15 protein-coding genes are annotated in these 14,694 nt (G+C 61.4%); 10 read left to right on the top strand and 5 right to left on the bottom strand.

All coding sequences use genetic code 11. From position 1 onward, the window contains the following. The first annotated feature begins 62 nt into the window (after positions 1-62). Together modB and modC are read left to right on the top strand one after the other, a co-directional pair. Positions 63-764, top strand: coding sequence for a molybdate ABC transporter permease subunit (modB, locus tag FHT29_RS30155; RefSeq protein WP_047559462.1), 702 nt, complete (start codon positions 63-65; stop codon positions 762-764). Continuing rightward, the gene (gene modC / locus FHT29_RS30150; RefSeq protein WP_047559458.1) at positions 761-1,834 is read left to right on the top strand and encodes a molybdenum ABC transporter ATP-binding protein; all 1,074 of its coding nucleotides are present in this window, start codon (positions 761-763) and stop codon (positions 1,832-1,834) included. Before modB ends, modC begins: the two co-directional genes overlap by 4 nt. A gap of 7 nt (positions 1,835-1,841) precedes the next feature. Here modC and FHT29_RS30145 read toward each other — a convergent pair whose 3' ends face one another. Beyond that, complete coding sequence (locus FHT29_RS30145; protein WP_037195711.1) at positions 1,842-2,225, bottom strand: winged helix-turn-helix domain-containing protein; 384 nt, start codon at positions 2,223-2,225, stop codon at positions 1,842-1,844. A 174-nt stretch (positions 2,226-2,399) separates the two neighbouring features. Here FHT29_RS30145 and FHT29_RS30140 point away from each other — a divergent pair, with 174 nt between their 5' ends. From FHT29_RS30140 to FHT29_RS30110, 7 genes are all read left to right on the top strand, one after another. Next, positions 2,400-2,699, top strand: coding sequence for a DUF1330 domain-containing protein (locus FHT29_RS30140; protein WP_037195709.1), 300 nt, complete (start codon positions 2,400-2,402; stop codon positions 2,697-2,699). Positions 2,700-2,849: 150 nt separating this feature from the next. Then, positions 2,850-3,305 (top strand): ribosome silencing factor, encoded by a 456-nt coding sequence (gene rsfS / locus FHT29_RS30135; RefSeq protein ID WP_037195707.1) that lies wholly within the window; start codon positions 2,850-2,852, stop codon positions 3,303-3,305. A gap of 116 nt (positions 3,306-3,421) precedes the next feature. Next, positions 3,422-3,904 carry a 23S rRNA (pseudouridine(1915)-N(3))-methyltransferase RlmH gene (rlmH, locus tag FHT29_RS30130; protein ID WP_037195705.1) on the top strand — a complete coding sequence of 161 codons (483 nt, stop codon included), beginning with the start codon at positions 3,422-3,424 and terminating at the stop codon, positions 3,902-3,904. 200 nt (positions 3,905-4,104) lie between these two features. Further along, positions 4,105-5,535, top strand: a complete 1,431-nt coding sequence (locus tag FHT29_RS30125; protein ID WP_047559544.1) for a murein hydrolase activator EnvC — start codon at positions 4,105-4,107, stop codon at positions 5,533-5,535. Next, complete coding sequence (locus tag FHT29_RS30120) at positions 5,525-6,853, top strand: S41 family peptidase (RefSeq protein WP_037195701.1); 1,329 nt, start codon at positions 5,525-5,527, stop codon at positions 6,851-6,853. The genes FHT29_RS30125 and FHT29_RS30120 overlap by 11 nt, the downstream gene beginning before the upstream one ends. A gap of 227 nt (positions 6,854-7,080) precedes the next feature. Continuing rightward, positions 7,081-8,256: a divergent polysaccharide deacetylase family protein gene (locus FHT29_RS30115; protein WP_037195699.1), complete on the top strand. Its 1,176-nt coding sequence runs from the start codon at positions 7,081-7,083 to the stop codon at positions 8,254-8,256. 15 nt (positions 8,257-8,271) lie between these two features. Next, positions 8,272-8,811, top strand: coding sequence for an RNA pyrophosphohydrolase (locus FHT29_RS30110; protein ID WP_092573076.1), 540 nt, complete (start codon positions 8,272-8,274; stop codon positions 8,809-8,811). Between the two features lie 47 nt (positions 8,812-8,858). Here FHT29_RS30110 and bfr read toward each other — a convergent pair whose 3' ends face one another. Together bfr and FHT29_RS30100 are read right to left on the bottom strand one after the other, a co-directional pair. Further along, the gene (bfr, locus tag FHT29_RS30105; RefSeq protein ID WP_037196153.1) at positions 8,859-9,344 is read right to left on the bottom strand and encodes a bacterioferritin; all 486 of its coding nucleotides are present in this window, start codon (positions 9,342-9,344) and stop codon (positions 8,859-8,861) included. Further along, a complete protein-coding gene (locus tag FHT29_RS30100) occupies positions 9,310-9,582 on the bottom strand; it encodes a (2Fe-2S)-binding protein (RefSeq protein ID WP_312865278.1) in 273 nt (90 codons plus the stop codon). Before FHT29_RS30100 ends, bfr begins: the two co-directional genes overlap by 35 nt. On the opposite strand from FHT29_RS30100, the gene FHT29_RS35120 reads away from it, so the two are divergent. Then, complete coding sequence (locus FHT29_RS35120) at positions 9,469-9,711, top strand: hypothetical protein (RefSeq protein WP_312865279.1); 243 nt, start codon at positions 9,469-9,471, stop codon at positions 9,709-9,711. The genes FHT29_RS30100 and FHT29_RS35120 overlap by 114 nt on opposite strands. 51 nt (positions 9,712-9,762) lie before the next feature. Here FHT29_RS35120 and FHT29_RS30095 read toward each other — a convergent pair whose 3' ends face one another. Next, positions 9,763-13,233 (bottom strand): error-prone DNA polymerase, encoded by a 3,471-nt coding sequence (locus tag FHT29_RS30095; protein WP_168600833.1) that lies wholly within the window; start codon positions 13,231-13,233, stop codon positions 9,763-9,765. After that, complete coding sequence (locus tag FHT29_RS30090) at positions 13,230-14,657, bottom strand: DNA polymerase Y family protein (RefSeq protein WP_246703181.1); 1,428 nt, start codon at positions 14,655-14,657, stop codon at positions 13,230-13,232. Before FHT29_RS30090 ends, FHT29_RS30095 begins: the two co-directional genes overlap by 4 nt. Between the last annotated feature and the right edge of the window lie 37 nt (positions 14,658-14,694).

Here is a 14,694-nt window from a genome sequence, read left to right as displayed (position 1 = left end):
AGAAGTTCAACGATCCAGGCTCGCCGACCATGGCGGGCCTAAGATGTTTTAAGGGGCGGGATTTGGACGCATTGGGTTTGAGCAGCGATGAATGGACAGCCATCGAGCTGAGCCTGCGCGTTTCCATTGTCGCCATGCTGGTCAGCCTGCCCTTCGGCATCGCCGCCGCGTATCTGCTCGCCCGCGGCAGGTTCTGGGGCAAATCGATCCTGAACGGCATCATCCATATGCCACTGATCCTGCCGCCAGTCGTGACCGGCTTCATCCTTCTCATCCTTTTTGGTCGCAAGGGGCCCATCGGCTCGCTGCTCGAGCAATATCTCGGCCTCGTCTTCTCATTTCGCTGGACAGGCGCCGCACTCGCCTGCGGCGTCATGGGCTTTCCGCTGATGGTCAGAAGCATCCGCCTGTCGATCGAAGCCGTCGACCGCAAGCTGGAGGAGGCGGCCGGCACCTTGGGCGCCAACCCCCTATGGACATTCCTGACAGTGACCCTGCCGCTGATCCTGCCCGGCATCATCGCCGGCATGATCCTGTCCTTCGCCAAGGCCATGGGCGAATTCGGCGCCACCATCACCTTCGTCTCCAATATTCCAGGCGAGACGCAGACCCTGTCTTCGGCCATCTATACCTTCACGCAGGTGCCGGGTGGCGATGCCGGCGCGATGAGACTGACGATCGTCGCCATCGTCATTTCCATGGCCGCCCTGCTCGCCTCGGAATTCCTCGCCCATCTCGCCGGCAGAAGGGTGGATTTCGAATGACGCTCTCCGTCGACATCCGCCACCGGCTGGGCGCCTTCTCGCTTGAGGCCACGTTCACCTCCGACGGCGGCGTGACAGCCCTTTTTGGCCGCTCCGGCTCCGGCAAGACCTCGATCATCCGTATCATCGCCGGTCTCATCCGGCCCGATCATGGCCGCGTCAGCCTTGACGACAGCGTCCTTGCCGACACCGGCCGGCAGGTCTTCGTTCCGCGCCATCGCCGCCGCTTCGGCTATGTCTTTCAGGAGGCGCGCCTGTTCCCGCACCTATCGGTGCGGCAGAACCTCAGTTACGGCCGCTGGTTCGCGCCCAGGAACGAGCGCAGCGAAAGCTTTGACGGTGTGGTCGATCTCCTCGGCATCGCCGCACTGCTCGACCGCAGGCCAACCAAGCTTTCCGGCGGCGAGAAACAGCGCGTCGCCATCGGCCGCGCACTCCTGTCCTCGCCACGGCTGCTGTTGATGGACGAACCGCTGGCGGCACTCGACGAGGCGCGGAAAGCGGAAATCCTTCCCTATCTCGAGCGGCTGCGTGACGAGACGAAGATCCCGATCATCTATGTCAGCCACTCTATCGCCGAGGTGGCGCGGCTGGCAAACCGCGTCGTCGTCATGCGTGACGGCAAGGTGGAGGCGATCGGCCCCGCCCTCGATATCTTCAGCCAGCTTTCCGGCCCGCTGGCGATCGACCGGCGTGAGGCGGGCGTGCTGCTGGAAGGCCGCGTCGAGCATATGGAGGATCGGCATCGGCTGACCGTCGTCGCCCTGAAGGCGGCGAAACTCTTCGTGCCCGGCCAGGCGACCTCCGTCGGCAAGACGGTGCGCGTCCATATCCCCGCTCGCGATGTCATGCTGGCAACAGCCAGGCCCGAAGGCCTCAGCGCGCTGAATATTCTCGAAGGCGAAGTGCGCGATATCAGCGCTGCAGCCGATGGAACCGTGGAGGTGAAGGTCGATTGCGGCGGCGATATCGTGCTCGCCCGCATCACGCAGTTCTCGGCCGAAAGGCTGGGTCTGCGGGTCGGCCTGCCGGTCCACGCGGTCATCAAGACCGTGGCGCTCGAACAATAGGGCTTGATCAAGACTTTCTGGACGAAGCTTCCGCCGCGCTGCGATTGGCTTCGAGCCATTGCAGATCGGCGGCTATCGCCGCGCGCAAGGTCGTTTCCATGCCGCGAAAGCGCTGCAACAGTTCTTCGCCGAACGGGGTAAGGGCAGCGCCGCCACCCTTCTGGCCACCGCGCTGCGATTCGACGACCGGCTCCCGGAACATATGGTTCAATTCGCTGATGAGCAGCCAGGCACGACGATAGGACATGTCCATGGCGCGGCCGGCGGCCGAGATCGAGCCGGTGTCACGAATATGCTCGAGAAGTTCCATCTTGCCGCGCCCGAGCCGGTCCTGCCCAGAAAAACTGATGCGGAGAATAGGCTTCAACGATGGCTGCGGAGTGTCGGTCATGGCATCTGGGCGTTTTGGTCTGCCTTCGTGTATACGCGGCCTTCGCGCGCCTGTACATGGCGGTTAGAATGGACAAGCGACGGCACAGACCTATCTGATCTTCAGCCTCACGACGCATTGATGCCGACAATATCGGCAACGAGAAACTGCGTTTTGCATAGGGATTGGAAACAGATGTCAGCCTATATCATCTCCGATGTCACCGCCAAGGATGCCGACGCCTTCCAGATCTACCGGACCCGCGCCGCTGCCTCCATAGCCTGCTATGGAGGCCGTTATCTGGTGCGTGGCGGCCCGATCGAACAGTTGGAAGGAAACTGGGCGCCGCGAGCGATCATCGTCGTGGAGTTTCCGGACATCGAACGGGCCAGAACTTGGTATCGTTCTCCCGAATACGCGTTTGCTCTCGAAGTTCGTGATCGGGCTCTGAGCCGAAACCTCATTCTTCTCGACGGAATAAGCCAGGAAAGCTAGCGACGACGCCGTCAAAGCGATCATTTGCCCATATATGGTGCGAATGCGCGGGATTTTGATACAATCCTTGTCTTCGCAGCCGATAGATGGCCGCGTGCGTCTTGAAACCTTAATGCTTTGATGCCTATCTTTGTAGCGTGATCGACTCAGATCGCGTATGAGCATGTTCTGTTACTCAAGGAAGGAAGAGCACTGACAACAGTACACGCCAAGGGGAGAACGCCTGTCGTTATCCCGAAGAGCTCGGAACGTGGCGCCGATGCCGCTGCCCGTGCCCTGCAAGCCGTCCTCGCAAGCCTCGAGGACTCCAAGGCCGAAAATATCGTTACCATCGACATTGCTGGCAAATCCGCGCTTGGAGACTATATGGTCGTCGTCTCCGGTCGCTCGAGCCGCCATGTCCTGGCGATTGCCGACCATGTCATGACCGACCTCAAGGACGAGGGCTTCGGCAACGCCCGCGTCGAAGGTCTGGATGGCGGCGACTGGGTGTTGATCGACACCGGCGACATCATCATTCACGTCTTCCGTCCTGAGATTCGCGAGTTCTACAACATCGAGAAGATGTGGGCCGCGCCTGACCTCGACGAAGGCACGCTGCACTAGCCGATCCAAGGGCGCTGTTCCCGGCCCCGGCTGGCAGCTTCATATCGCCGGACATGACTGTCCAGCAAGAGTTTGGTTTTGTGCCGCCATCATGGCGGATAGGCTTGGGAGCGGGAATGCGGATAGGTCTTTTTGCCGTGGGACGGTTGAAAACCGGCCCTGAGAAGGATCTTGCGGCTCGCTATCTCGATCGTTTCGCCAAGGCCGGGCCGGCAATCGGCCTGGAGCTGATGCGTTTGACCGAGGTTGCCGAAAGCCGCGCCTCCAACGGCGAGACCCGCAAGCGCGAGGAGGCGGCTCTGCTGCAAAAGGCGCATCCGGAAGGCGGCGTCCTCATCCTGCTCGACGAACGCGGCAAGGCGCTTGATAGCGAAGCCTTCGCCGCCATGCTCGGAACGTTCCGCGATCAGGGCAAGCGCGACCTGACGATCGCCATTGGCGGCGCCGACGGGCTCGACCCGTCTCTCTACGACAAGGCCGACATGACCATATGCCTCGGCAAATTGACCTGGCCGCACCAGCTCGTGCGCATCCTCATTGCCGAACAGCTCTATCGCGCGGTCACCATCCTTTCCGGCCATCCCTATCACCGGGTCTGACCTCCAATCGCGACAACGTGCCTCCTTCGAAAACAGTTTGGCTTTCGGTCATTTTGCGTTAACGAAACGCTCACACAGGCGTGTTTTGATTCCTGCTTCAAAAATGACGATGCTTCCTAGCTGATCGCGGCAAATCGGCTTATTTTCACGCGATCCGAAGGGACCAGGCCCGAACCGACTGGATGAGAAAAGCCCCGCCCATGCTTTCCCGGCTTCTGCTGCCATCTTTGGCCGCATGCCTTGGCGTGGGCGTCTATGTGGCAGGCCCGATTTCTCTCATGGACATGGCCCTGGCGCAGGAGGCCGATGCCGGCACGGCACAAGCGCCCGACGAACATCCTTCGACGACAGCGCCTGCGCAACAGGCACCCGACCCGGCCGCCGAACTCGCCCGCAAGCGCGACGAAACCCGCGCCGAGCTGGAGACGCTGTCGAAGACGATCAACCTCTCCTCCGACAAGACGAAAGAGCTGGAAGACAGCATCGCATCCCTCGACAAGAGCACCGCCAGCCTGCGCCAGGCATTGATCGACAGCGCCGCCCGCCGCAAGGAAATGGACCGCAAGATCCAGCAGAGCGAGAAGACGTTGACGGATCTCGCGATCAAGGAGGACAAGATCCGCGGCTCCCTGCATGAGCGCCGCGCCCTGTTGGCCGAGGTTCTGGGGGCCCTGGAGCGCATGGGCCGCAATCCGCCGCCGGCACTCCTGGTCACACCGGATGATGCGCTCGCCTCGGTGCGCAGCGCCATTCTTCTGGGTGCAGTCGTGCCCGGAATGCGCAAGGAGACGGACAAGCTCATCGCCGACCTGACCGATCTCAGCAAATTGCATGCCGCCGCCGCCGCCGAAAAGACGAACCTCACCGCCACCATGACCAACAGTCTGGAGGAGGAGCGGCGCATGGACCTGCTGGTTGCCGAGAACGACAAGCACAGCAAGGAAAATGCCGCCCAGCTCGACGCCGAGCGCAAGCGTGCCGAGGAGCTTGCGGGCCAGGCGACCAGCCTCGAAGGGCTCGTCGCTTCGCTGGAAAGCCAGATCGGCTCGGTCCGGGACGCAGCGGCCGCCGCCCGGGCGGAGGAGGTCCGCAGGGGGCAATTGACCGACCAGCAGCGCGAGCAGGCAAAGGCTTTGGCCGAGAGCGGCGTGCCCGATAAAAACCGCATTGCGCCCGCATATCCCTTCTCCGATCTTAAACAGAAGTTGGAGTTGCCTGTGGCGGGCGATATTCTCCGCCAGTTCGGCGACGACGACGGCACGGGCCACACGGCGATGGGAGCAACCATTGCGACCGGCCCCGATGCGCTTGTCACAGCTCCCGCCGATGGCACGGTCGTTTACGCCGGCGCGTTTCGCAGCTACGGCCAGATGATCATTTTGGATACGGGCGACGGCTACCACATGGTGCTGTCGGGAATGGACGCGATCAAGACGCGTCCGGGCAGATTTGTCTTCGCCGGCGAGCCGCTCGCCGTGATGGGCCAAAAAAGAGTCGCGAGCGCGACTGCATTGGCGCTGGAAACGGATCGGCCAACGCTTTACATTGAATTCAGAAAAGATGGGAAGCCGGTCGATTCTCGACCCTGGTGGACCTCCAAAGACACTGGAAAGGCACGCAATGATACGTAGGGCTTCTCTTGTTCTCGTTGGCGCATTGATGGGTGCGACTGCGATGGGCGTTATCTACACGGCGGTCGTGCCGGCGGAAGCCGCTGGCGCGTCCACCTACAAGGAATTGTCGATTTTCGGCGATGTCTTTGAGCGTGTTCGTGCCCAGTACGTGACGCCGCCGCAGGAAGACAAGCTGATCGAATCCGCGATCAACGGCATGCTGTCCTCACTGGATCCGCATTCGAGCTACATGAATGCCAAGGATGCCGAAGACATGCGCACCCAGACCAAGGGTGAATTCGGCGGTCTCGGCATCGAAGTCACGATGGACAACGATCTCGTCAAGGTCATCACCCCGATCGACGACACGCCCGCCGCCAAGGCCGGCGTCCTCGCTGGCGACTACATCACCGCCATCGACGGCCAGTCCGTGCGCGGCCTGAAGCTCGAAGACGCCGTCGAGAAGATGCGCGGCCCGGTCAAGACGCCGATCAAGTTGACGCTCATGCGCAAGGGTGCCGACAAGCCGATCGAGCTCACTATCGTCCGTGACGTGATCGCTGTTGCCGCGATCAAGTCGCGTGAAGAAGGCGGCGATGTCGGCTATATCCGCATCATTTCCTTCACGGAAAAGACCACGCCCGACCTCGAATCCGCGATCGCCAAGATCAAGAAGGATATCCCCGCCGACAAGCTGAAGGGCTATGTCCTCGACCTGCGCCTCAACCCGGGCGGCCTGCTCGACCAGGCGATCAACGTCGCCGACGATGTGCTCGAGCGGGGCGAAATCGTGTCGACCCGCGGCCGCAATCCGGACGAGACCCGCCGCTTCAACGCCACCCCGGGCGACCTGACCGACGGTAAGCCGATCATCGTGCTCATCAACGGCGGTTCGGCTTCGGCTTCGGAAATCGTCGCCGGCGCCCTGCAGGATCTGCGTCGCGCCACGGTCCTCGGTACCCAGTCCTTCGGCAAGGGCTCCGTCCAGACGATCATCCCGCTGGGAGACGGCAACGGCGCGCTTCGCCTGACGACGGCGCTCTACTACACGCCGTCGGGCCGCTCGATCCAGGGCACCGGCATTACGCCCGACGTCAAGGTCGACCAGCCGCTGCCGGACGATTTGAAGGGCAAGCTGACAACCGAAGGCGAATCGAGCCTGCCGGGTCACATCAAGGGCCAGAGCGAAACCGACAAGGGTTCCGGCTCGTCGGCCTATGTGCCGCCGGATCCGAAGGACGATATTCAGCTGAACTACGCGCTCGACCTACTGCGTGGCGCCAAGACGGATCCGTCCTTCCCGCCGAACCCGGAAAAGGCAGTTTCCTCCAAGTAAGGAAATGGCGCCGGGCTGGAAACAGACCCGGCGCTTTCATAAGGAGGGAGCGGAACTCGCGTATCGTTCCGCTCTCCTCGATCGAACGAGTATGGGCTCGTTCAAAAGCTGTTTCGTTCATGTTTTGACACTTTGAGCCTGAGGCGCGGTTTTCCGTTGCGGTGACAACGCTGGAAAGCGGAATGCTCAGGGCCGGAACAATTTCCCGTTTGGGGCGGATACGGACTTTGGGAACGGATTTGCATGCACCGCTGGGACAGAATCGCGGCCCCGGCCGTCAGCGGAGACTGCCGCCCTTCGGGCGCATTCTTGGCGGCTTCTGTCTGATCGCCATCGCCGGCTTTTCCCTTTATTCGGCGCTGCTGCGCGACGATCTCAAGAAAACCCAGCCGATCGAGACCGCCAAGAAGGAAGAACCCGCGCCTGCTGTCGAAGAAAAGCCGGCGGCAACGGGCCTGACGCAGGTCGATCCGCAATCCGGCGCCAATACCACGCGCATCGTCACCGGCGACGGCTCCGTGGTCACGATGTTCAGCCCCAATAATCGCGATGGCAACGGCCCGGTATTGATCAACGCCAATCAGGTCGGCCAGGACCCCCGCATGGCGGCAACGCCGAACGACAGCCTGCTGGAGGATTCGCCCTTCGGCAAGTTGCCGATCACGGGGCCGAGCGGCTTGAGGCCGATGGATCAATATGCCAGGCCCTGGTCCGGCGCACGCGGCACGCGCGTCGCCATCGTCGTCAGCGGCCTCGGCCTCAGCCAGACCGGCACGCAGCGCGCCATCGAGAAACTGCCGGAAGAGATAACGCTCGCCTTTGCGGCCAGCGGCAACAGCCTGCAGCGCTGGATGCAGGATGCGCGGCGCGGCGGCCACGAGATCCTGATTCAGGTGCCTTTCGAACCCTTCGACTACCCGGGCAACAATCCGGGTCCCGACACCCTCCTGACATCGTTATCCGCCACGAAGAATATCGACAACCTGCACAAGGCGATGGGCGAGATCACCAACTATACCGGTGTGATGAACTATCTCGGCGGCCGGTTCCTTTCCAATACCAGCGCCATGGAGCCGGTACTGCGCGACATCGGCAAGCGCGGTCTGCTTTTCCTCGACGACGGCTCTTCGGCGCAATCGAAATCCGGAATGCTCGCCAAGACGCTGGAGGTGCCGCATGCCTTTGCTGACGTACAGCTCGACGGAGAATTGCAGCAGGATGCGGTCATGAAGAAACTCGACGAGCTCGAGCGCATCGCCCGGCGCAACGGCTCGGCGATCGGCGTTGCCTCCGCCTTCGACGAGAGCGTCGACGCCATCAGCAAGTGGAGTGAGGAAGCCGCCATGCGCGGCATCGAAATCGTCGCGGTCTCGGCGCTTGCCGACGACCCCAAGCACCCCTGATCTTTGGAGAGAATGATGAGCAAGCCCCACGCGCCCGTGAAGGCCGAAGACCTGCCCTACCGCCCTTGCGTCGGCATCATGGTACTCAACCGCGATGGCCTGGTCTGGGCCGGCCGGCGCATTCCGATCGGCAATTCCGAGTATGACGGCTCGCCGCAGCTCTGGCAGATGCCGCAGGGCGGCATCGACGCGGGCGAAGATCCGCTGGAGGCCGCCTATCGCGAGCTCTATGAGGAAACCGGGATGAAAACGGTGAGCCTGCTGGCCGAAGCGAAGGACTGGATCAACTACGATTTGCCTTCGCAACTGATCGGCATCGGCCTGAAAGGGAAATTTCGCGGCCAGACCCAGCGCTGGTTCGCCTTCCGCTTCGACGGCGACGAAAGCGAAATCGCCATCAACCCACCGCCGGGCGGCCATGAACCGGAATTCGACGCCTGGGGATGGAAGCCCATGGCAACGCTGCCTGAGCTTATCGTCGCCTTCAAGCGATCGGTCTACGAACAGGTGGTCGCCGAATTCGAGCACCTGGCGGGTCTGCAGGCCGAAGACTGAACGGGGGGATCCGGCCGCTCAAAAAGCGGCCGGCTTCGTGATACCAGTTATTCTGCTGAGTCGGCAGAATCGGCATTCAGCTGGCCGTACTTGGCTTCGCCGATCTTTCCGAGCAGCTCGAGCTGGGTTTCCAGGAAGTCGATATGGCCTTCCTCATCCATCAGCAGCTCTTCGAACAGCTTCATCGAGACGTAGTCGCCGGCGTCATGACAGATGTCGCGCGATTTCTTGTAGGCCGCGCGGGCGTCGTATTCGCCGGCGAGATCGGCCTCCAGCACTTCCTTGACATTCTGGCCGATACGCAGCGGTGCCAGCGTCTGCAGGTTCGGATGTCCCTCGAGGAAGATGATGCGAGCAACGAGGCGATCTGCGTGCTGCATCTCCTCTATGGATTCCGCACGCTCCTTCTTTGCCAGCTTGGTATAGCCCCAATCTTCGAGAAGTCGGTAATGGACCCAATACTGATTAACTGCGCCAAGCTCGAGGAACAGTGCCTCGTTAAGCCGCTCGATGACTTTTTTGTCGCCTTTCAATGTCCGCTCTCCTGCTGTCTTCATGAAATTTTTTCAAGCGGGACATGAAATCAAATATTTCTGCTTCCGTCGAGTGACGACGGGCATGATAGTCCTCGGTTGTCTGTATAATGATATCAACGACATTCGGGAAACATCCGCAGCAGCGACCGCGCTTCGACATGGCGTGATAAACCTTGGCGGGGACGATGAGCTGCCAACAGTCCTCATCCAGGAACTCGTTGATGACGTCCCGGATTTCCTTGTCGGTGATGTAATTACAGCTACAAACCAGCATTCTTCGCTCAGCCCGTCAAACATGACACTTGCTGTCTTGTTATCTGCTAAAGAAGACGCTCTTTGTCAAGAAAGAAACGATTCATTTTGATCGGCAGGCGACACCGGTGGCCTATGAGCCCCGGATACAAACCCCTGCATTTCAATGAAAGTTACGGCCTCGCGGCATCACCTTCGCCGTTTCGACAATATCGGTGCGGCCTTCCGTCGCTGCCCCGGCCTCGCGCTCCAGCGGGTCGGGCGATACACGTCTTTTCTTTTGTCGGTGGTCCATGGTTGGCCGCAGCGCCTCATCCGCCCGGTCGCTGACGCCGAAGCGCCGTGCCTCGCGCTGCAGAATGCCGAGCGCCGCGGTCATATCCTCGATATAGTCGACCACCACATGGATGACACCGCTCTCGCTCTGCAGGCGGCCGCGAATCTTCACCAGCCGCGCACCCATGACGATGGCGCGGTATTTTTCAAACATTTTCGGCCAGACGATTGCATTGCCGACACCCGTCTCGTCCTCCAGCGTCATGAAGATCACCCCATTCGCCGAGCCCGGCCGCTGACGCACCAGCACCAGACCCGCGATCGTCACCATCCGCCCATTCGCCACATTGGGCAGATCCCGGTTCTGCACGATGCCCATGTTGGCGAAGTCGGCACGCAGGAACGAAACCGGGTGCGCCTTCAGGGACAGCGACAGGTAGCGATAGTCCTCGATGACCTGCTCGCCGGGCAGCATCTCGGGCAGTGCGACCGCCGGCTCGAGCTGCAGGTCCGTATGGTCGCCGAGATCGAAGAGGGGAAGTGTTTCCGCAGCGCTGCCGGCATCGAGCGCCCGAACCGCCCATAGCGCCTCACGCCGGCTCAAGCCGATGGAACCGAAAGCGTCGGCATCCGCCAGGCGCTCGATCTGCGACTTGGCAAGCCCGGAGCGCAGCCAGAGATCGCGCACGGACCGATAGCCATCGCCGCGACGCTCGACGAGCTGTTCCATCTCCTCATCCGACAGGCCCTTGACCTGCCGGAAGCCGAGGCGGACGGCACATTTCGTCTTGATGTGGCCGCGCATCGACGTATGGCGGGGCTCGACCGCGTCTTGATCGAAGCGCGCCTCCTCCAACAGGCAATCCCAACGGGAATGATTGACATCCACCGGCCGTACCTCGACGCCATGTTCGCGCGCATCGCGCACCAGCTGCGCCGGTGCATAAAAGCCCATAGGCTGGGCATTGAGGATCGCCGCGCAGAAGACATCGGGATAATAGGTCTTCAGCCAGGAAGAGGCGTAGACGAGCAAGGCAAACGAAGCCGCATGGCTTTCGGGGAAACCATATTCGCCGAAACCTTCAATCTGGCTAAAGCAGCGTTCGGCAAAGTCTTGAGGGTAACCGTTCGCGACCATGCCCGAAACCAGGTCCTGCTTGAATTCGTCAACCTTTCCTGTCCGCTTGAACGTTGCCATGGACCGGCGCAAACGATCAGCTTTTGCCGCCGAAAATCCGGCTGCTGTAATGGCAATCTGCATCGCCTGTTCCTGAAATAGGGGAACACCTAACGTTCTTTCCAAAACCGCCTTCAGTTCCGGCCGATGGTAATCGATCGGCCGATTCTGAAGAACGTCATCCCGTCGTTTGAGATAAGGATGCACCATATTGCCCTGGATAGGACCGGGCCGGACAATCGCCACCTCGATAACCAGATCATAGAATCTGCGGGGTTTGAGACGCGGCAGCATGCTCATCTGCGCCCGGCTTTCGATCTGGAAGACGCCGATCGTGTCGGCACGGCAGATCATGTCATAGACCGGTACGCGGTCGGGATACTCGCCACTCCCGAGATCGGCGAGTTCCTTCTTAACGTCGTAATGCAGCAGCAGCAGGTCGAAAGCCTTGGCAAGGCAGGTCAGCATGCCGAGGGCTAGGACGTCGATCTTCAATATGTTGAGATTGTCGAGATCGTCCTTGTTCCACTCGATCATGTAGCGATCGTCCATCGCCGTGTGCATGATCGGCACGACCTCGTCCAGCCGATCCCTGGTGATGACGAAGCCGCCGACATGCTGAGTCAGGTGGCGCGGAAACCCCATCAGCGTCGCGGCATAGGAAAGGACGTTCCGTGTCGTCTTGTCGGTGAGATTGAGACCGGCAAGCTTGGCCTCGCGTTCGGACAGTTCCTCCGTCGACCAGCCCCAGACACCGCTGGCAAGAGCTGACTGCACATCCTCCGACAAGCCGAAGGCCTTGGCCACTTCGCGACCGGCCGAGCGTGCCCGATAGCTGGTCACCGCCGCCGTCAGCCCGGCATGCTCCTTATGATAATGCCGGTAGATGAACTGAATAACCTCTTCGCGCTTCTCATGCTCGAAATCGACATCGATATCCGGCGGCTCCTCGCGCTCCGTCGAGATGAAACGCTCGAACAAAAGTGTCGTGATCTCCGGATTGACCTCGGTAATTCGAAGACAGTAGCAGACTGTGGAATTGGCGGCAGAGCCGCGCCCCTGGCACAAGATATTCTGACTGCGGGCATATTCCATGATGCGATGCACCGTCAGGAAATAAGGCTCATATTGCCGTTCGCGGATGAGCTTGAGCTCATGATCGATCTGTTTGGCGACCTTTTCAGAGATTCCATTGGGATAGCGCCATTTCGCACCCTCCCGCGTCAACCGCTCCAGCGTTTCATAAACCGCCTCGCCCGGAACACTTTCGTCGGGATAATTATGCTTCAGCTCATCGAGCGAAAAAGACAGCCGACTAAAGAATTTCTGCGTATTGGCCACGGCCTTCGGATAATCCCTGAAAAGGCGCGCCATCTCGGCAGCACCCTTCAGATAGCGCTCGGCATTGGCCGCGAGCCTGAAGCCCGCTTCCGCGATTGTCACATGCTCGCGGATCGAAACGACGATATCGGCAAGCGGCTTGCGTTCTGTTGCGTGATAGAGCGGCTGGTTGCTGGCGATCAGCCGCACCCCGTTGCGCAATGCAATGATGGAGAGCGTGGCAAAGACCAGCCGATCCCGCCCGTCATAGGCAGGCGACAGCACCATATGGAGCTTCCTGCCGAAGCGCATCCATAGCCGCGCCAGGCATTGCTCCAGCTTCTCCTGCCCTTCCGGCGTCTCCACGCTCTCAGCGTTGGGAACGAGCGCCAGCATCATCTCGTCACCCCATACCATCAGGTCGGCTTCTTCAAGCGTGCAGGAGCCTTTCTCAGCCTTGAGATTGCCGGCGCTCAACAGCCGGCAAAGGTGCGCCCAACCCTTGCGATTCTGCGGATAAGCAAGAATGTCGGGCGTATCGTCCGAAAAGACCAGGCGAGCGCCGGGCTGGAAAGCGACCGGCTTCAGGAGCGGCTTTTCCGGCTTCCCTTTGGCTCGAAGCTCCAGATTCTCCTTGATAGTTTCCTTATATTTCGTCTGGAGAAGCTTGGTATGCGCATGTGCCTTGACCACGCCGGCGACCGAATTGCGGTCGGCAATCCCAAATCCGGAAAGCTTCAGGCGGGCGGCCTGTACCACCATCTCCTCCGGATGCGAGGCTCCTTCGAGAAAGGAGAAGTTCGTTCTCACTCCGATCTCGAAGAAGGGCACAGGCTCGTGAAAGCTCGGACGCGCGTTCATGCGAAAACTCCGTGCATGTACCAGTCCGGCGCCGTCTCGCCTCGGCCATAGAGACCCTTGCGGAACAGCCAGAAACGATGGCCCTCCTCGTCCTCGACCTGGAAATAATCGCGGGCCGGCGTTTCTTCCTCCTCGATCCACCATTCCGCCGAAAGCCGCTCCGGCCCTTCGGCTCGGCTTACCCGATGCATGACGCGCCGCCAGCGGAATTGCCGGGGCGGCCCGTCAGGTACTTCGGCAGCAACGGTTTCGATCAGTTCCGGCATGCGAAACAACCGTAGCGGCCGTTCACCCCGGAAAAAGCCGTGGCCGGCATAGTCGCTGCCTGTCCGCCTATGGGCGGCGAGGATTTCCATGGCGGGCACCGGTCGGGCGGCCCGTTCGGGAATATGACTTTCCCTGAGCTCGAAACCCTGCAGGCAATCCGGTCCCAGCCGCGCCGCGACCCGGTCGGCGAAGGCAGCAAGCGACGTGCCCTGCCGGCCTTCTCCAACGAAATCACCCTGCATCGCCTCGAAGGGTGCATGCTGCAGGACATTCAGGCGGACGATCTCGAAGCCGTATCCCACATCGAGATCGTCATGAATGGCGGTAAAACGCTCGGTGAACAGGCCGGCGATTCGGCTCGGCTCCCGCAGCGGCTGCGATGCCCCGGCGGCAATGCGGAATACCGCCCCATCCACCCTGAACAGCAAAAGCTCGAAGGAGCGGCCTCCGACACCACGCGCTTCCAACCCCGGTTTCAGCGTTTCGGCAAGCTGGCGGGCGAGCTGCAGAATATCGGCTTCCGCCTGTACCGGCTCGGCAAGCCGGCGCTCGACAGACAATTGCGCGACCGGCCGGCGCGGCGAAATCGGCTCTTCAACCAGCCCAACGGCCTGATCGAGCCGCAACAGCAGCGATGCGCCGAACCGGCGGGCAAGCGGTGCGCGTGGTGCGGCCAGAAGATCGCCTACCTGCTTCAACCCCAGCTTCTGCAGCGCGGCGATCGTCTCCTCGCCAAGCCGCAGCGAAGCCGCCGGCAACGGCGCCAACGCCTCCTCCATGGCTTCTGGGGGAACGATGCGGCTTTCCTCGAAACGGGCGACCGCCCAGGACAGGCCCGGCGCCGAGGAAATGGCGCCGCGCACGTCGAGCCCCAGCCGGGAAATCCGGATCAATATATCCTCGAGCAGCGCCTCCTCACCGCCGAAGAGATGAGCGCAGCCTGTAATATCGAGAAACAGCCCATCCTTGCCGTCGATCGCCACCAGCGGCGTATAGCGGTCGCACCAGTCGGCGATCGCCTCCAGCAGCTTGCGATCCGCCGAGGGTTCCTCCTCGACGACATCGAGGGTCGGGCAGACCGCCCTCGCCTCGGCCACGCCCTGGCCCGGCTTCAGCCCGATCATCTCCGCCCGCTCGTTGAGCGCGGTCAGCCGCATGGCATTGTTCAGCTTGCCGGCGCAGACCAGCGGCGGC

This window comes from Rhizobium sp. SG741, assembly GCF_012275435.1.
Classification (GTDB): Bacteria; Pseudomonadota; Alphaproteobacteria; order Rhizobiales; family Rhizobiaceae; genus Rhizobium; species Rhizobium lusitanum.
This window is presented reverse-complemented; position numbering and strand designations above follow the sequence as displayed.